The organism is Photorhabdus viridis, assembly GCF_040256935.1.
GTDB lineage: Bacteria > Pseudomonadota > Gammaproteobacteria > Enterobacterales > Enterobacteriaceae > Photorhabdus > Photorhabdus viridis.
Map to the genome: position 1 here is coordinate 51,674 of NZ_JBEJZY010000002.1, position 17,806 is coordinate 69,479.

17 protein-coding genes are annotated in these 17,806 nt (G+C 37.3%); 16 read left to right on the forward strand and 1 reads right to left on the reverse strand.

From position 1 onward, the window contains the following. Window positions 1-8: 8 nt before the first annotated feature. Complete coding sequence (locus ABR397_RS01180; RefSeq protein WP_350304105.1) at window positions 9-440, forward strand: tyrosine-type recombinase/integrase; 432 nt, start codon at window positions 9-11, stop codon at window positions 438-440. A gap of 226 nt (window positions 441-666) precedes the next feature. On the opposite strand, the gene cpxP is transcribed toward ABR397_RS01180, so the two are convergent. Then, the gene (cpxP, locus tag ABR397_RS01185) at window positions 667-1,158 is read right to left on the reverse strand and encodes a cell-envelope stress modulator CpxP (protein ID WP_350304106.1); all 492 of its coding nucleotides are present in this window, start codon (window positions 1,156-1,158) and stop codon (window positions 667-669) included. Window positions 1,159-1,316: 158 nt separating this feature from the next. Between cpxP and cpxR the strand changes: the two genes are divergently transcribed. The 15 genes from cpxR (at window position 1,317) to ABR397_RS01260 (ending at window position 17,798) form a co-directional block, all read left to right on the forward strand. Next, window positions 1,317-2,012: an envelope stress response regulator transcription factor CpxR gene (gene cpxR / locus ABR397_RS01190; protein WP_350304107.1), complete on the forward strand. Its 696-nt coding sequence runs from the start codon at window positions 1,317-1,319 to the stop codon at window positions 2,010-2,012. Beyond that, window positions 2,009-3,379 carry an envelope stress sensor histidine kinase CpxA gene (cpxA, locus tag ABR397_RS01195; protein ID WP_350304108.1) on the forward strand — a complete coding sequence of 457 codons (1,371 nt, stop codon included), beginning with the start codon at window positions 2,009-2,011 and terminating at the stop codon, window positions 3,377-3,379. The genes cpxR and cpxA overlap by 4 nt, the downstream gene beginning before the upstream one ends. Before the next feature lie 410 nt (window positions 3,380-3,789). Next, on the forward strand, window positions 3,790-5,100 hold the full coding sequence (locus ABR397_RS01200) for a nucleotide sugar dehydrogenase (protein WP_350304109.1): 1,311 nt from the start codon (window positions 3,790-3,792) through the stop codon (window positions 5,098-5,100). Between the two features lie 13 nt (window positions 5,101-5,113). Further along, window positions 5,114-6,163 carry a Gfo/Idh/MocA family protein gene (locus tag ABR397_RS01205; RefSeq protein WP_350304110.1) on the forward strand — a complete coding sequence of 350 codons (1,050 nt, stop codon included), beginning with the start codon at window positions 5,114-5,116 and terminating at the stop codon, window positions 6,161-6,163. Window positions 6,164-6,181: 18 nt separating this feature from the next. Then, entirely contained in the window at window positions 6,182-6,772 is a 591-nt protein-coding gene (locus tag ABR397_RS01210; protein ID WP_350304111.1) for an acyltransferase, read from the forward strand. 13 nt (window positions 6,773-6,785) lie between these two features. Further along, window positions 6,786-7,856 (forward strand): DegT/DnrJ/EryC1/StrS family aminotransferase, encoded by a 1,071-nt coding sequence (locus ABR397_RS01215; RefSeq protein ID WP_350304112.1) that lies wholly within the window; start codon window positions 6,786-6,788, stop codon window positions 7,854-7,856. Window positions 7,857-7,860: 4 nt separating this feature from the next. Beyond that, entirely contained in the window at window positions 7,861-9,090 is a 1,230-nt protein-coding gene (locus ABR397_RS01220) for a lipopolysaccharide biosynthesis protein (RefSeq protein WP_350304113.1), read from the forward strand. After that, window positions 9,087-10,199, forward strand: coding sequence for a D-glucuronyl C5-epimerase family protein (locus ABR397_RS01225; protein WP_350304114.1), 1,113 nt, complete (start codon window positions 9,087-9,089; stop codon window positions 10,197-10,199). The genes ABR397_RS01220 and ABR397_RS01225 overlap by 4 nt, the downstream gene beginning before the upstream one ends. 226 nt (window positions 10,200-10,425) lie before the next feature. After that, the gene (locus ABR397_RS01230; RefSeq protein ID WP_350304115.1) at window positions 10,426-11,418 is read left to right on the forward strand and encodes a hypothetical protein; all 993 of its coding nucleotides are present in this window, start codon (window positions 10,426-10,428) and stop codon (window positions 11,416-11,418) included. Next, window positions 11,415-12,518 (forward strand): glycosyltransferase family 4 protein, encoded by a 1,104-nt coding sequence (locus ABR397_RS01235; protein ID WP_350304116.1) that lies wholly within the window; start codon window positions 11,415-11,417, stop codon window positions 12,516-12,518. Before ABR397_RS01230 ends, ABR397_RS01235 begins: the two co-directional genes overlap by 4 nt. A gap of 5 nt (window positions 12,519-12,523) precedes the next feature. Then, on the forward strand, window positions 12,524-13,594 hold the full coding sequence (gene wecB / locus ABR397_RS01240; RefSeq protein ID WP_350304117.1) for a non-hydrolyzing UDP-N-acetylglucosamine 2-epimerase: 1,071 nt from the start codon (window positions 12,524-12,526) through the stop codon (window positions 13,592-13,594). Then, window positions 13,591-14,832, forward strand: a complete 1,242-nt coding sequence (locus tag ABR397_RS01245) for a glycosyltransferase family 4 protein (RefSeq protein ID WP_350304118.1) — start codon at window positions 13,591-13,593, stop codon at window positions 14,830-14,832. Before wecB ends, ABR397_RS01245 begins: the two co-directional genes overlap by 4 nt. Before the next feature lie 175 nt (window positions 14,833-15,007). Further along, a complete protein-coding gene (locus ABR397_RS01250) occupies window positions 15,008-16,018 on the forward strand; it encodes a glycosyltransferase family 2 protein (RefSeq protein ID WP_350304119.1) in 1,011 nt (336 codons plus the stop codon). 10 nt (window positions 16,019-16,028) lie between these two features. Further along, window positions 16,029-17,186, forward strand: coding sequence for a DegT/DnrJ/EryC1/StrS family aminotransferase (locus tag ABR397_RS01255; protein WP_350304120.1), 1,158 nt, complete (start codon window positions 16,029-16,031; stop codon window positions 17,184-17,186). Next, window positions 17,187-17,798, forward strand: coding sequence for a sugar transferase (locus tag ABR397_RS01260; protein ID WP_350304121.1), 612 nt, complete (start codon window positions 17,187-17,189; stop codon window positions 17,796-17,798). It abuts the gene before it with no gap. Window positions 17,799-17,806 lie beyond the last annotated feature (8 nt).

Sequence of the window (17,806 nt, forward strand, 5' to 3'; positions counted from 1 at the left end):
ATGTTGCTATGACCTATCTCACAACACCAGAGATAGAACTACTGCTTAATTCTCTAAATAAAGAGGAAAAAAAGCTGGCTTTACTCTGCCTTAGCACTGGCGCGCGCTGGGGGGAAGCGGAAAGTCTGGCCGCTCAACAGGTATTAAAAGGCCGTGTAATTTTTCTAAATACCAAAAATAGAGATCAACGCATCGTTCCCATTTCTGACAAATTAGAGAAAGAAATCCGTGGTAAAAAGAAAATGGGCAAGCTATTCAATGTTGACTACATAAATTTCTGTAAGATCTTACATGTAGTAAAGCCCGACTTACCTAAAGGACAAGCGATATTAGGGCACGCCAGCATAATCCAAACAATGGTCTATGCACACCTTGCCCCGGACTATCTGCAACATGCTATTACATTAAACCCTCTTAAGGGTGGGATAGAAGTAGAATAAAGCTAGAGAGTGTGGCGAGCGTCCACCAAGCGTCCACACTCAAAAACTTTCGTATACTTTCTAACCCCTTCATACTTTTTTATGTTGTTGTTTTACAAAGAAATGTGTTGTAAGTGACTGAAAAAAAAGGCCCTAAAAAGGGCCTGAAAGACAGGGATGGTGTCTATGGCAAGGAAAAATTTCGTTTGCTACTATTTACTGCTTTTACTGCTATGGGTATTACAAATCAGTTCGGCAACTGAGACATATGCTGCTGATGATGTTGCTCCAATTGCACCTGCTGCTCAGGAGTCAGCAATTGGTACATCTGATGATGAATACGGGCCATTTCTACCTGACGTTCAACATTATATTTAACAATCTTTTCAACCTGGGCCTTTACTGCCGCTTCATCAAAATCTTTCGCGGTAACCAACTTACGCATCTCTTCACGTTCTGCGCGACTCATAGACATTGATGAACGCTGTTGATGCTTTTGCCCCACCAAATCACGCATTTGCTGACGCTGTTGCTCAGTTAAAGTGATACCATTAAACATATGGTCGTTATCACCGATGTTATTATTACGGTAATGACGATTTCCCTCGCTTTTATAACCACAAGGCGCACAATTACCGGGTATTGTAGCAGCGTGCACTATACTTGCTGTTTCAGCTAAAGATACTGTCGAGCCAAGAACAAATATTGACGCTAAAACTAACGCTGCTATGTTACGCATTAAACAACTCCTCGTTTCCCCGAACGATGCTATTCGATTCAAATTGTGGACAACTATACCTACGCAGCTGCAAACTAGCGTCAGAGCTTGTAAAAGAACGTAAAGTCGTGGAATAGCAAAGTTTGTTATCGTATTTTTGTTCTTGGAGGAAGTAATCGATGCATAAAATCCTATTAGTTGATGATGACCGAGAACTGACATCACTATTAAAAGAATTACTTGAAATGGAAGGATTTAACGTTGTTATCGCTCATGATGGAGAGCAGGCATTAAAATTCCTTGACGATTCAATTGATCTGCTATTACTCGACATTATGATGCCGCGTAAAAATGGCATTGCAACACTGAAAGAACTTCGTCTAGACCATCAAACCCCAGTCATTATGCTGACAGCACGTGGCAGCGATTTAGATCGCGTGCTGGGGTTGGAATTAGGGGCAGATGACTACCTCGCCAAACCATTTAACGATCGTGAGTTGGTAGCACGTATACGCGCTATCCTACGCCGTTCAAACTGGAGTGAACAGCAACAGGCAGAAAACGGCCCTCCTCCCCTTCAGGTTGATAAACTACAATTAAAGCCTGGCCGGCAGGAAGCCAGCTTCGCTAATCAAATATTAGATTTAACCGGGACTGAATTCACCTTGCTCTATTTATTAACTCAACACTTAGGCCAGGTCGTTTCCCGCGAACACCTAAGCCAGGAAGTATTAGGTAAACGATTGACCCCGTTTGACCGGGCAATTGATATGCATATTTCCAACCTGCGCCGGAAATTACCTGAACGTGAAGATGGTCAGCAATGGTTTAAAACATTACGTGGCCGCGGATACTTAATGGTTTCCGCAACATGATAAACAGTCTAACGGCACGCATCTTCGCCATTTTCTGGTTTACCCTGGCATTAGTCCTGATGTTGGTCTTAATGGTGCCGAAACTGGATTCCAGGCAACTGACCTCCCTGCTGGAAAATGAATACCGGCAGGGCGTCATGCTGGAACAACATATCGAAGCAGAATTAGCTCAAGACCCAGCTAATGATTTACTTTGGTGGCGCCGTTTATTTCGTGCAATTGAAAAATGGGCGCCACCAGGACAACGCCTGATCCTGGTAACCAGTGAAGGGCGGGTTATTGGCGCCCAGAGAAGCGAAATGCAAGTTGTCCGCAACTTTATCGGCCAATCAGATAACGCGGATCATCCGAAAAAGAAAAAATATGGCCGTTCTGAGATGTTAGGGCCATTTTCTATCCGGGATGGGGAAGATCATTACCAACTTTATTTAGTTCGCCCAGCGAACAGCCCGCAGTCAGACTTTATTAACCTGATGTTTGACCGGCCACTACTATTATTAACGGCCACCATGTTAATCAGCACGCCATTACTATTATGGCTGGCATGGAGTTTAGCCAAACCTGCCCGTAAATTAAAAAATGCCGCCGATGATGTTGCGAAAGGTAATTTACGTCAACATCCCGAACTGGAAGCTGGGCCACAAGAGTTTCTGGCGGCGGGTAGCAGCTTCAACCAAATGATCAGCGTATTAGAGAGAATGGTCACAGCACAACAACGGCTCATCTCCGACATCTCCCATGAGCTGCGCACGCCTCTTACCCGTCTGCAACTCGCAACAGCATTACTTCGCCGCCGTCATGGCGAAAGCAAAGAACTGGAAAGAATCGAGACAGAAGCCCAACGTCTGGACAGCATGATTAACGATCTGTTAGTGCTCTCCCGCAGCCAGCATAAAAACGAACTCCTGCGGGAAAATATCAAAATAACCGATTTATGGAACGATATTCTTGATAACGCCATATTCGAAGCTGAACAAATGGATAAAACCCTTGAAACAACCTTACCACTAGGTTCCTGGACCATTTACTGCAACCCATTAGCGCTTAGCAGTGCTTTTGAAAATATCGTGCGTAATGCCTTACGCTACTCCCACCAACATATTGCGGTCACATTCCATGCTGATCATCAAGGGATCACCATTACCGTTGATGATGATGGCCCAGGAGTCAACCCGGAAGACCGCGAACACATATTCCGTCCTTTCTACCGTACAGACGAAGCCCGCGACCGGGAATCCGGCGGCACAGGCCTTGGTCTGGCGATTGTTGAAACCGCCGTTAGCCAGCACCGCGGCTGGGTACGTGCTGAAGACAGCCCATTAGGCGGCTTACGTCTGGTCATCTGGCTGCCGCTTCATGGGCGGTAATACCAATATCAAGTGACCTTATTCTATCAATTCATCAAACAAGTATTCTGTCAGGCTTGACCCAGAAGGGCTGACAGTTTACTCTTTTCAGTAATCATTAAAAAATCTTATATTTTGTTTCTTTTTGTTGCGACAAGTAACTAAAAAAATCATTTAAAAATCATAACATTAAGTGAATTTATAGAACTATATGGATTTCTGGGAACCAATAACCTAGTGCGGTAGCTTTATTATTATTTCACTATTTATTATTTCAACAATAGACCTTACACAAACTATTTAAAAATAGCCTGTTAAAGTTTCACCTGCCAAATAACACTTATGAAAATAAATAGCACCCTAATTAGAAACTGCGAAATATTATTTATTTTCACAAGTTCATTTTCAGGTCATAATATTAAAGGCAAAATATGTCATCACTAAACATTCTCACCGATAAATTTGATAATAAAACAGCCATTATTGCCATTGTTGGCCTTGGTTATGTTGGCCTACCGTTAATGCTGAGATATAACGATATTGGCTTTAAAGTTATTGGGTTTGATATTGATAAAGCAAAAACAGATAAATTAAATTCAGGCCAAAGTTATATCGAACATATTCCCGCAGCCAAAATTAATCAGGCCATCCATTCCGGTTTTGAAGCCACAACAGATTTCACAAAAATAACCGAATGTGATGCAATTATTCTTTGCGTCCCCACGCCGTTAAATAAATACCGTGAACCTGATATCAGTTTCGTGATTAACACCACAGAGATGATAAAACCGTATTTAAGAGCCGGACAACTCCTCTCTTTAGAAAGCACCACTTATCCGGGCACCACCGAAGAAGAGTTATTACCCCGGGTGGAAAAAAACGGGTTAACCGTGGGTGAAGACTTCTTCCTGGTCTATTCACCCGAACGCGAAGATCCCGGTAACCCTGATTTCGAAACCCGCACTATCCCCAAAGTCATTGGCGGCCATACTGAAAACTGCTTAAAGGCGGGAATAGCCGTTTACCAACCAGCCATTGACCGGGTGGTTCCCGTCAGCTCAACCAAAGCGGCCGAGATGACTAAACTGCTGGAGAATATACACCGGGCGGTCAACATTGGTTTAGTCAACGAAATGAAACTGGTTGCCGACAAAATGGGCATCGATATCCATGAAGTGATTAAAGCCGCGGCAACCAAACCTTTCGGCTTTGTTCCTTATTACCCCGGCCCGGGATTAGGCGGTCACTGCATCCCGATTGACCCCTTCTATTTAACCTGGAAAGCCAGAGAATACGGTATCAATACCCGTTTTATTGAACTCTCCGGTGAAGTCAACTCATCCATGCCGGATTATGTTGTCACCAAAACCGTCTTAGCCCTGAATAAAGCAAATAAATCCATTAATAATAGCCGCATCTTAGTTTTGGGTATTGCCTATAAAAAGAATGTTGATGACATGCGAGAAAGCCCGTCGGTCCATATCATGGAAAGACTCAGGGATTTAGGCGCCAATATTGAATATTCCGATCCCCACGTCCCGGTATTTCCTAAAATGCGTGAACACCATTTTAACTTAACCAGCCAGTCTATCACTGAAAAGAATCTCAAAGCATTCGACTGCGTTATTTTAGCCACCGATCACGACAAATTTAATTATGAATTCATCATCAATAACGCAAAATTAGTCGTTGATACCCGCGGTAAATATTCTCCAAATCACCAAAACGTCATAAAAGCTTAATCCAGGACAAACCATGCTTAACATAATTAAAGACAGAAAAATAAAATTCGCTTTAGTGGGTTGTGGAAGAATTGCTAAAAACCATTTTAATGCTCTGGAAACACATCAGGAACACGCGGAATTAGTGGCAATCTGTGATAACGATCAACAGGTATTAACCGCGACGATAGCAAAAACCGGCGTCCCGGGTTTTAACGACCTCAATACCCTGCTGGATAATATCACCGCCGATATCATTATCCTGACTACCCCCTCCGGGCTGCATCCTGAACAAGCCATTGCCTGCTTTAATAAAGGTTTTCATGTCGTCACCGAAAAGCCAATGGCGACACGACTGGCCGAGGGCGAAAACATGGTCAAAGCCGCGGATAAAGCGGGAAAACACCTCTTCGTCGTCAAACAGAATCGCTTAAACGCCACATTACAATTACTCAAACGCGCGGTCAGTGAAAAACGGTTTGGCAAAATCCATCTGGTTCACCTCAATGTTTTCTGGACCCGTCCGCAAGAATATTATGATCAGGCCGCCTGGCGGGGCACATGGGAATTTGATGGCGGCGCCTTCATGAATCAGGCGAGCCATTACGTTGATTTAATTGAATGGCTGATCGGCCCGGTCAAAGATGTGCAGGCCATGACATCAACACACCGGGATATCGAAACGGAAGATACCGGGGTACTGAACATCCGCTGGCGAGACGGGACCTTAGGCTCGATGGCCGTCACCATGTGCACTTACCCTCAAAACCTTGAAGGCTCTATCACCATTCTGGGTGAAAAAGGCACCGTCCGGGTGGGGGGTTTAGCCGTCAATGAAATCCAGGAATGGCGTTTTTCTGACGAAAAAGAGTATGACCGGCAAATCAAAGAAACAAATTATGAAACCACTTCCGTTTATGGGTTTGGTCACCCGCTTTATTACAAAAATGTCATTGATGTCATGAAAGGCGAAGCCAATCCCATCACGGATGGCCGGGAAGGATTAAAATCATTAGAGTTGCTTATCGCCGCCTATCTCTCAGCCCGGGACAATAAAACCATTTCTTTACCTTTAACGTATTAAATAAAAGGAAAAGATATCATGTCAACCGAACACCTAATGATACATCCCAGCGCCATCATTGATGAAGGGGCCCAAATCGGGAAAAACAGCCGCATTTGGCATTTTACCCATGTTTGTTCCGGCGCCCAAATTGGCGAGGGCTGCTCTTTAGGGCAAAATGTCTTTATTGGTAATCAAGTCACCATCGGCAATCACTGCAAAATACAAAATAACGTCTCTGTTTATGACAACGTTCATTTAGAAGAAGGGGTATTTTGTGGCCCAAGCATGGTATTTACCAATGTTTATAATCCACGTTCATTGATTGAAAGAAAAAGTGAATATAAAACCACCCGGGTGAAAACAGGCGCCACATTAGGCGCCAACTGCACCATTATTTGTGGCGCCACCATTGGCGCCTATGCCTTTATTGGCGCCGGCGCGGTCGTCAATAAAGATGTGCCGGATTATGCCCTGATGGTCGGCGTGCCGGCCAAACAGATTGGCTGGATGAGTGAATTTGGTGAACAACTAGATTTACCGCTGCACGGACAAGCCACAACAACCTGCCCGCACACGCAGCATATTTATCAACTCAACCATCATACCGTGACCCGAATTAAAGTATAAAAGGTAAAGAAGAATGCAATTCACCGACCTCGCGGCACAACAAAGCAGAATTAAAGATAAAATTAACGCGAATATCCAGAAAGTCCTCACCCACGGAAAATATATTTTAGGGCCCGAAGTGGCGGAATTAGAAGAAAAGCTGATGGCTTACACGGGGGCCAAATATTGCATTACCTGTGCGAACGGCACCGATGCCCTGCAAATTGCCCTAATGGCGATTGGCCTCAAACCCGGCGACGAAGTTATCACCCCCGGATTTACCTATATTGCCACCGCAGAAACCGTTGCGCTGCTGGGCGGCATTCCGGTCTATGTTGACGTCAAGCCCACAACCTATAATTTAGATCCGGCTCTACTGGAAGCCGCCATTACCCCGAAAACCAAAGCGATTATTCCGGTTTCTTTATTCGGCCAATGTGCCGATTTTGACGAAATTAATGCCATCGCCGAAAAACATAACCTGACTGTAATAGAAGACGCGGCCCAAAGTTTTGGCGCAATTTATAAAGAGAAGCGCTCCTGTAATTTAACCACTATCTCGTGCACCAGCTTTTTCCCCAGCAAACCCTTAGGTTGCTACGGTGATGGCGGGGCTATTTTCACCCACGATGAAGAACTGGCGAAAATTATCCGTCAAATTGCCCGTCATGGCCAAGACAGACGCTACCATCATATCAGAGTCGGCATTAACAGCCGCTTAGACACGCTGCAAGCGGCCATTCTGCTGCCCAAACTGGACATCTTTGAGGAAGAAATGACATTACGTCAGCGTGTGGCAGAAAACTATAATCAGGCGTTGAATGCCATCGGCATCATAACCACGCCATATATAGAGCCACACAATCTTTCTGCTTATGCGCAATATACTATTCGGGTTAAAAACCGCGATGCATTGCAACGCAGACTAAAAGAACAGGGCATTCCAACTGCGGTGCATTACCCCATTCCCTTGAATAAACAACCCGCGGTTGCCAGCAATATTGTTCTGCCTGTCGGTGACGAAATCGCCCAGGAAGTGATTAGTTTGCCTATGCATCCTTATCTATCCATAGATTTAATTAACAAAATCTCCAGCTCAATTTAATTCTATGAATAATAAGTTTATAAAGAATTTATCTGGCTTATTAATTTCGTCATTATTAAGACAGATATTATTACTTCTATCAACACCGGTACTAACAAGATTATTCTCACCTGAAGAATTAGGAATTTATGCTTCACTTTCATCCATTTTAAGTATTTTGGCAGTAGGTGCTTGCCTTCGTTATGAATTTTCAATCAGCGCGTCAGAAAAAGAAAGTGAAATTAATTCATTGGTCACATTATCCTGCATAATTTCGATCATAATTAGCTTTATAACAATCACTATTTTTGCAATATTTCATATCCCAGAAAAAATAATTATAGGAAATCACATATACTATATACCTCTAGGTATTATTACTTACGGGTTTTATAGAGCAATGAGCTTCAATAGCATAAGAAAAAGACAATACCGTGAGTTCTCTATTACTAAAATAGCTCAAACGGTCACTATGATTAGTATTCAGATAATTGGAGGCATAGCTAGTTTGGGAGCAAGCAGTCTTATCTTAGGACAGGTATTAGGCCAATCACTAGGCGTCCTATTTTTACGTAAAAAATCCCAATATCGCCTGGTAATAAGGAAAAACGAGTTCAGAAAAATAAGACTTCTCGCTAAGAAATATTATAAATTTCCAGTTTATGACTTCCCTGCCAGTTTAATTAACACTGTTAGTAATGAACTACCTCAATTATTTATAATGTCTGCATACGGCCTAAAACCCGCAGGATTTTATTTAATCGCATCTAAAATATCAGGCGCACCGATTACACTGCTAAATCAAACAGTTTCGTCTATATTACAAGGCTATTTAAAAGGTACGCCTGCATCATCTTTCTTAAAAATTAAAAAAACATTCTATTACCTCACGCTAATTTCTATTTTATTTGCTACAGTTACATACTTGGTTGGTATACCAATCATAACATTTATTTTTGGTGAAGAATGGTATGAATCAGGTAAATATCTATTATGCTTAATACCTCATTTATCTGGACAAATAATATATTCATCTTTATCGATATATTTATCCATTTATGAACACCAGAAAAGCAATTTATTTATTCAATCAACATCCATTATATTAAGACTTACAGCCCTTTTCGTCGGATATTTATTAGGGGACATTTACCTCACCCTTTTATTATTTTCACTCACAAGCTTCAGTCTTTACCTAATGAGTACAGCTTATATCTTAAGATTATCTTTTATGAGGCAAAGAGGATTAGAATGAAAAAAACAAAAAATATAATTAAAATAATTCCATATATAATCATCGTAATAATTGTCAGTTATACATTCAATAAATATGCTTATGAGATAGATGAATTCAACAGTAATGTTAGAAACTTAGTCATGAAAGGGAAATTTACCCAACGTGAATTTAATAGCAATGGTTTTCCATTATCACATTCACCACGTATCCCTAAGCCATTTCTATCCCCGTTTTATGTCGTTCACTATGGAATAATATACTCATCCTTAAGTTTAGAGAAAGACAACACCAATATATTATGGAGAACGGACTCATCCTTATCAGGATGGAATGTACCACCACCTAAATTCAATAAAGAGGAATTAATTTCTAATTTTAAATTCTCAGCCGATTGGCTATTGAATAATATCAAATTATTCCATGGTGAGAATCATTACCTATATGATTTTGATTGGCCATATAAAGGATATGAAAATAATAAACTCTCTGCTCCCTGGTGGTCTGGATTAACAGATGCATATGCAATTACTCTCTTATTAAGAGCTTATGACTATTTTGGTGATGATAAATATCTATTAACCGCCCATTTACTATACAAATCATCGCTAGCTCCGGCCAATCAAGGAGGTAGCCTGACAATTTTAGATAATATGCCCTGGATCGAAGAATATGTTGATCCTAAAGCAAGCTCAGATAAATTAGCCTTTGTATTAAACGGAATGATTTACTCTACTTATGGTATTGAATCCTTCGAAAATTATCTCAATATAGATAAAAGTAAAAAAATGTCCGAAAATTTATATAAATCAATCAGCAGCAATATATTTAAGTTCAACATAAAAAATGAATGGTCCAGCTATGATTTAGTTGGTAATCCGGCGAATATGAAATATCATAGAATACATACCCTTCTTCTAAAAGATCTTATAGATAGAAATCAAAATTTTAAAAATAAAGAAATAACAAACTTATATAACAATTGGAATAGATCCGTTTCTAATATAGGGTATTATTACATAAAGCATGGGCCTATTAGTTGGGCATACTATCAGTTTATCATTATGTACTTACTCTCTATATTAGTATTATCAATCATTTATTTTTTTATTAGAAAAAATGCAAAATAAAATCAAAATAATACTAAAAATATTCCTATATCAGGTAATTATATATCTAAATTCCGTGCTTATATTAGACACATTCCAAGAGGTAAGAGGCTATAATATTAGTCCACAAGGTCACTTAAGTATCTTATTCTGCTGGATATCATTATTACCGTTAGTCTTACTTAATAACCAAAAAAATCCAATTATGGTTTTTTTATGGTTAACATATATAATTTACATTATACCAATGTCAATTATATTCCCTATAATTAATTCAGCTTCTATATACTCAGTGATTTTCATATCCGCAATAAATATATTATTTTCATTGTCTATCTTATTCTTTCGAATAGTAAATAGAATTACGTTACCAAAACTGCAAATCCCCTGGGATTTATATAAAGCAATTATCATAGGATGCGGTATTATTGTTTTATTCTTTGTTATTACCAACCCTGCATTCAGTTTAATACCACCTAATATATTTAAAGTTTATTCAGTAAGAGAGAACTTTAAAGAAAACACATCATTATTAACCATGTATATTATAACAAGCGGGGGATACGTAATTTCACCATTATTATTATTATCTTCATTTTATGTAAAAGGTTTTGTTAAATATCTGCTTATTGCAATAAGCATTATGATTTCCTATTCAATATATTGCTCTTCAGGATTAAAAAGTATAGCGTTCATGAATATCACCGTTATAACTCTATTCTTCTATATCAAAGGAAAAAAAAATATAAGTAACTCTGTGATAAATATAATCCTATACTCATTCCTTGCTGCCGGATTACTGTATTTTACTTTCGATTTCTATGATCCACTTATACACTGGTTACGCAGAATATTCTTCACACCAACATTAAATACCTTCTATTTTTATGATTATACATTCAATAATAATAGGGAACTCACTAACGATGCTCCAAAAATAATCTCTCAGATATATTATGGCACCATAGGCTCTGCTAATACAGGCTTTATTGGAGACGGTATAGCCAGATATGGCATCGCTGGCTTAATAATAAATTTCTTTATATTTAACATGCTTATCTTAGCAATGAACCTGAGTTCAAAAAAAGTTCCATTTGAATTTTCAACAACATTATATTTACCGTTCGTATACACGGCATCAAACACAGCAATTACAGCACTGCTACTGACATATGGGCTGCTGATATTAAGCATACTATTATTCTTATTTCCTACGAAAAATAACAAGAACTCCCTATGAAAATCACACATATGACATCGGCACATCCACGTTTCGATATACGTATTTTTCTAAAAGAATGCTCTGCTTTACAAAGAAAACATGAAGTATCTCTTATTGTTGCAGATGGTAAAAATAATGAAGTAAAGAATAACATAACTATCATTGACGTGGGTATGCTGCCAGGCCGATTAAATAGAATCTTTAAAACAACCGAAAGAGTTTATAAAAAAGCATTAGAATTAGATTCTGACCTATATCATTTCCATGATCCGGAATTAATACCTATAGGATTAAGACTTAAAAAGAAAGGTAAAACAGTTATCTTTGATGCCCATGAAGATGTTCCCAAACAAATTCTTAGTAAACCTTATTTAAATAAATTAGCAAAAACGATTATTTCCAAAACATTCTCTCTCTATGAAAAATATGCCATCCCTAAATTTAACGGAATTATTACTGCTACACCCGCAATAAGAGATAAATACCTAAAATTAAATAAAAACACAATAGACATTAATAATTATCCGATATTAGGCGAACTAAGTAATAATAACAACAACTGGGATAAGAAAGAAAAACAAATATGCTATGTAGGAGGCATATCTGCCATTAGATGCATAGAGGAAATGGTGGAATCAATATCTTACCTTAAGACTGATACAAAAATGAAATTAGCGGGTGATTTCTCTGAAAAAGATCTAGAAAAAAAAATAAAAAGCATGGAGAACTGGCATAAAATAGATGAACTTGGTTTTTTAAATCGGATAGAAACAAAAGAACTTTTATCTAAATCTATTGCTGGGATTGTTCTATTTCATCCATTACCCAATCATATCGATGCCCAACCGAATAAAATGTTCGAATATATGAGTGCAGGAATTCCTGTCATCGCTTCAAATTTCAAATTATGGAAGGATATTATTGTAGCAAACAACTGTGGAATTTGTATCGACCCACTAAATCCTAAAGAATTAGCTGATGCGATAGATTATTTATCGAATAACTATGATATAGCGGAAAGAATGGGTAATAACGGTTTTTTGGCAGTAAATGAAAAATACAATTGGGATATTGAACAGAATAAACTTATTAAATTCTATCAACAATTCGGAAGTTAATAAATATGAAAAAAATAATAACAGTATTAGGTGCAAGACCACAATTCATAAAATCAAGCCCGGTGTCTCGCGCCTTACAAGATCATAATAAATTCGAAGAAATTATCATTCATACCGGTCAGCATTTTGATACTAATATGTCTGATATATTTTTCAATCAATTAAAAATTCCTAAACCTAATTACACGCTTAATATTCATGGTGGCTCGCACGGTGAAATGACAGGAAAAATGTTAATTGAAATTGAAAAGGTACTTATCACAGAAAAACCCGATGCAGTCATGGTATATGGTGATACGAACTCTACTTTAGCTGGAGCATTATCTGCATCCAAATTACATATTCCAATTATCCATATTGAAGCCGGTTTACGTAGCTTTAATATGGATATGCCAGAAGAAATCAATAGAATATTAACAGATAATGTTAGCTCGATTCTTTTCTGTCCCACAGAGGCAGCAATTAATAACCTACGACGAGAAGGCTTCAATTCAAAGCCAGTTAATATAAAAAAAGTGGGTGATGTTATGGAAGATGCTGCTTTATATTTTAGCCAAATGGCAAAAAAACCTGATGAACTCATTCCCACACAACACTTTATATTAACAACACTACATCGCGCTGAAAATACAGATAATCAAAAACGATTAACCGAAATAGTGAACGCATTAAATTATATACATAAAACAATTTACCCTGTAGTCCTTCCTCTTCACCCAAGAACTAAAAAAATGTTGGAAAAATATCATTTACATTTAGATGTTCACTTAATCGAACCGGTTGGATATTTAGAAATGTTATGGCTACTTAAAAATACAGATCTGGTAATTACAGATAGTGGAGGACTACAAAAGGAAGCTTTTTTCTTTAGAAAACCGTGTGTAACAGTTAGAGATCAAACTGAATGGGTAGAATTACTTGAAACAGGTGTGAACAAATTATCAGATGCTGAGAATAAAAAAATAATCCAATCAGTACATAATATGATTAATACAAATATACACTCTGTTCAATCTATATATGGTGGCGGCATTGCTGCTATAAAAATTGCTGACGAATTAGAAAAGTCATTATGAATATAGTCTACATAAACCATTATGCCGGTTCGCCAGATCTTGGTATGGAATTTCGACCATATTATCTAGGCCAAGAGTGGCTTAAATCTGGACATAATATTACCATACTCGCAGCCTCTTACTCTCATGTCCGAACAAAACAACCTAAACTAATAAATAATAAAAAAACCACTGAAAACATTAGCGGATTAAAATTTATCTGGTATCCAACGCCTCATTATAAACACAATGGAATAAGCCGGTTAAGAAATATATTTTCTTTCTTAAATCAGATATGGCTTGATACACATAATTTAATCAAAGAAAATAAACCAGATATCGTTATTGCATCAAGTACTTATCCCTTGGATATTTTGGTCGCAAAGCGTCTGGCAAAAAAATCTAAAGCTAAATTAATTTACGAAGTTCACGATTTATGGCCTCTATCACCTATCGAAATAGGCGGCATGTCCCCAAATCACCCTTTCATAAGATTATGTCAATTTACCGAAGACTTTGCTTATCGCCACTCGGATACTGTCATTTCAATACTCCCTAATGTACATGCTCATATGAAAGATCGTGGCCTGGACCTAAAAAAATTGCATATTATACCTAATGGTATAGTTGAAAATCATTGGAATATTGAAAAGATTGATCCTATTCCACTTCATATCAGAGAAGTAATCAATCGCTGTAAAACAGAGAATAAAATCATTGTGGGTTATGCCGGATCGCTTGGAAAGCCCAATGCCATGAACTACCTTATTGATGCTGCAAAATTAGTAGAAAAACAAAACTTTCATTTTCTGCTGGTAGGTTCTGGGCTGGAAAAAGAAAATATAGTAAAACAAGCTAATTTACTTAATTTGAGAAACATTACCTTTAGTGATCCAATACCGAAAACACAGATCCCTGCTCTGCTCCCATTATTCGATATTGCTTACATAGGTTGGCATAGAAAACCTATATATAGATTTGGTATTTCACCGAATAAACTAATAGATTATATGATGGCAGGATGCATAGTATTACATTCTGTTGAAGCGGGTAATGACATTGTTACTGATGCAAATTGCGGATTATCCATCCCACCTGAATCTCCCCAAGCTATTGCAAATGGATTACTTAAATTAAATAAACTTCCAAAGGAAAAGAAAATTGAATTAAGAAATAACGGTAAGAAATACGTATCAAAAAACCACACATATAATACTTTATCAAATAAATTCCTAAATGCAATGATAAATCATAAATAACAGGCGCCTTCCTTTCGCATTAGCTGAAATTGGAAAATCTAAAATAAATAAAATTACTGATTGACTTAAAACTGGTTGGATAATTACCGGCCTAAAACCAGAAGATTTGAACAAGATATAGAAATTTCACTTAAATAACTATCATTACTGTCCAAATAGAGGTTATTATTCAATCATGATAAATATATCAGTAATTTGCCCTATATTAAATGAAGAGAAATATATAAAAGGATGTATCGAATCACTTCTAAAACAAGATTATCCTACCGAGCAATTAGAGATTATCTTTATAGATGGCTGTAGCTCAGACAACACTTTAGAAATCATTCAAAGTTATACTGAGAAATATAAATTCATAAAACTACTATCCAATCCTAAAAAACATGTACCTGCTGCACTGAATATTGGTATAAAAAATTCATCAGGAGAATATATAGCCAGAATCGATGCTCATTCTAACTATCCAAGCAACTACTTATCCAAACTATATAGTTTATCAAAACAATTTAATATTGATAATATAGGTGGTGTTCTTAATACAAGACCATGTAATTCTACGATTATTGCCCATACAATTGCATATGCCTTAAGTAGTCAGTTTGGTATGGGTAATTCCTATTTTCGAGTTGGTGTCAATAATATAAGAAAAGTTGATACAGTACCCTTTGGTTTTTTCAAAAGAGAAATATTCGATAAAATAGGACTATTTGATGAAGATTTAATTAGAAACCAAGATGATGAATTCAACAGCAGAATTATAAAACACGGAGGTAGTATCTATCTTGCCCCAGATGTCATTATTGATTACTACCCCAGAGATTCAATTAAAAAAATTTGCTCTATGTTCTATCAATACGGTTTATTTAAACCATTAGTCAATTTAAAATTAAAAAAAACAACATCATTCCGACAATTAATACCACCGACTTTTGTCTTAGGATTAATCCTGGGACTCATCCTCTCATTCATTAACCCAATATTTTTATATCTATATATAAGTTGTATTTTTATCTATTTATCCCTAGCTTTACTGGTATCAATAAAAGCTCACATTAAAAATAGAAAAAACTATATTTTCTTACCGTTAATATTTCTGTGCATACATTTATCTTATGGATCAGGGTATCTCATTGGAATAATGAAAATTATATTCAATAAGAAATTCCACGTAAAAAATAAAAGATAAGGATTATATCATGAGCTCTTTTTTTCTCCCTTTCGCACTCCCAGAAATTGGTCAAGAAGAAATTGATGAAGTCATTGATTCACTCAAAACAGGTTGGATAACTACCGGACCTAAAGCCAAAAGATTTGAACAAGATTTTGCTCACTATTTAAATTCTGATGTTGAAGCCATCGCGGTAAATTCAGCAACGGCGGGATTGCACTTAGCGTTGGAAGCTATTGGTATCCAACCGGGTGATGAAATCATCGTCCCTACCTACACCTTTACTGCAACAGCAGAAGTTGTCCGTTACCTAGGCGCACACCCTATTTTCGTTGATTCTTTACCTAATAGCCTAAATATTGATCCAACAGCAATAAGAAAAGCAATCACATCCAAAACTAAAGCGATTATACCGGTGCACTTTGCCGGTTTATCCTGTGATATGGATGAAATCATTGCTATAGCTAAAGAATTCAATCTACGAATCGTTGAAGATGCCGCGCATTCATTCCCAACCTTATACAAAGGAAAAAAAATTGGCACTCTGGACACCGATGTAACCGTATTTAGTTTCTACGCCAATAAGACCATGACAACGGCTGAAGGCGGGATGCTAGTAACCCGAAATCCAGATATTATAAAAAGAGCAAAAGTTATGCGTTTGCATGGTATTAGCAAAGATGCTTTTGACAGATATCAATCTAAAACACCAGCCTGGTACTATGAAGTCATTGAACCAGGCTATAAATATAATATGCCAGATATTTGTGCGGCCATCGGTATTCATCAATTACAAAAAATAGACTCTTTTCAGAAGAAAAGAGAAGAAATGGCTAAATTTTACGATAGTGAATTAAAAAACTTACCCATTATTTTACCGACTAAACCTAAAGAACCTAATAGCCAGCATGCCTGGCATTTATATGCTATCAGACTGAATAATGAAGTTAAGATATCAAGAGACGACTTTATAATAAAAATGGCAGAAAGAAATATAGGTTGTTCTGTCCATTTTATCCCACTACATAAACAACCCATATGGAAAAACACCTATTCTCTTGATAAAAATAACTTCCCAGTAGCAGAAGAAAACTTTAAAAGAATTGTATCCATTCCTTTATACACAAAAATGACCCAAGAAGACCAGATCTACGTTATCAAGACAATTAAAGGGATTCTTGAATAAATGAAAATAACTTATTCAACTATAAAAATAGTTTTTGACTTCACTACATCTTCAATTGGGCTAATCATCCTTTCTCCTATCTTAATCGCGATTGCTATCTGGATAAAAATAGACTCGGAAGGGCCTATTTTTTTCCGGCAAAAGCGCGTAGGTCAATATAATAAAGATTTTTATATTCACAAATTTAGAAGTATGACTACCGGTTCAGAGCAAAAAGGCCAACTCACTGTAGGTCATGATCGACGTATTACAAACTCTGGAAAATTTATACGCAAATACAAACTTGATGAATTAGCTCAACTCATTGATGTTATTCAAGGAAAAATGAGTCTAGTCGGACCAAGACCAGAAGTCCCACAATTTATGGATAAATACCCAGATGACGTAAGAAACAAAATATTATCTGTCAAACCTGGCATAACAGATTTGGCTTCTATAGAAATGATTGATGAAAATCAAATATTAGATAAATATGCAAATCCTTATCAAGCATATATTGATATTTTGATGCCTATAAAAGCCAAATACTACTTAGAATATGTTGATGACAAGTCATTTTCCCATGACCTGAAGATTATTTTTAAAACAATTTACAAATTAGTTTTTAGGTAATTAAAACC

Bases quoted from the DNA above. Each gene is read 5' to 3' on its own strand.
- ABR397_RS01200 (WP_350304109.1), top strand. From the start codon at position 3,790: ATGTCATCACTAAACATTCTCACCGATAAATTTGATAATAAAACAGCC.
- cpxA (WP_350304108.1), top strand. From the start codon at position 2,009: ATGATAAACAGTCTAACGGCACGCATCTTCGCCATTTTCTGGTTTACC.
- ABR397_RS01180 (WP_350304105.1), top strand. From the start codon at position 9: ATGACCTATCTCACAACACCAGAGATAGAACTACTGCTTAATTCTCTA.
- ABR397_RS01230 (WP_350304115.1), top strand. From the start codon at position 10,426: ATGTCAATTATATTCCCTATAATTAATTCAGCTTCTATATACTCAGTG.
- ABR397_RS01260 (WP_350304121.1), top strand. From the start codon at position 17,187: ATGAAAATAACTTATTCAACTATAAAAATAGTTTTTGACTTCACTACA.
- ABR397_RS01220 (WP_350304113.1), top strand. From the start codon at position 7,861: ATGAATAATAAGTTTATAAAGAATTTATCTGGCTTATTAATTTCGTCA.
- cpxP (WP_350304106.1), bottom strand. From the start codon at position 1,158: ATGCGTAACATAGCAGCGTTAGTTTTAGCGTCAATATTTGTTCTTGGC.
- ABR397_RS01205 (WP_350304110.1), top strand. From the start codon at position 5,114: ATGCTTAACATAATTAAAGACAGAAAAATAAAATTCGCTTTAGTGGGT.
- wecB (WP_350304117.1), top strand. From the start codon at position 12,524: ATGAAAAAAATAATAACAGTATTAGGTGCAAGACCACAATTCATAAAA.
- ABR397_RS01225 (WP_350304114.1), top strand. From the start codon at position 9,087: ATGAAAAAAACAAAAAATATAATTAAAATAATTCCATATATAATCATC.
- ABR397_RS01250 (WP_350304119.1), top strand. From the start codon at position 15,008: ATGATAAATATATCAGTAATTTGCCCTATATTAAATGAAGAGAAATAT.
- cpxR (WP_350304107.1), top strand. From the start codon at position 1,317: ATGCATAAAATCCTATTAGTTGATGATGACCGAGAACTGACATCACTA.
- ABR397_RS01215 (WP_350304112.1), top strand. From the start codon at position 6,786: ATGCAATTCACCGACCTCGCGGCACAACAAAGCAGAATTAAAGATAAA.
- ABR397_RS01245 (WP_350304118.1), top strand. From the start codon at position 13,591: ATGAATATAGTCTACATAAACCATTATGCCGGTTCGCCAGATCTTGGT.
- ABR397_RS01210 (WP_350304111.1), top strand. From the start codon at position 6,182: ATGTCAACCGAACACCTAATGATACATCCCAGCGCCATCATTGATGAA.
- ABR397_RS01255 (WP_350304120.1), top strand. From the start codon at position 16,029: ATGAGCTCTTTTTTTCTCCCTTTCGCACTCCCAGAAATTGGTCAAGAA.
- ABR397_RS01235 (WP_350304116.1), top strand. From the start codon at position 11,415: ATGAAAATCACACATATGACATCGGCACATCCACGTTTCGATATACGT.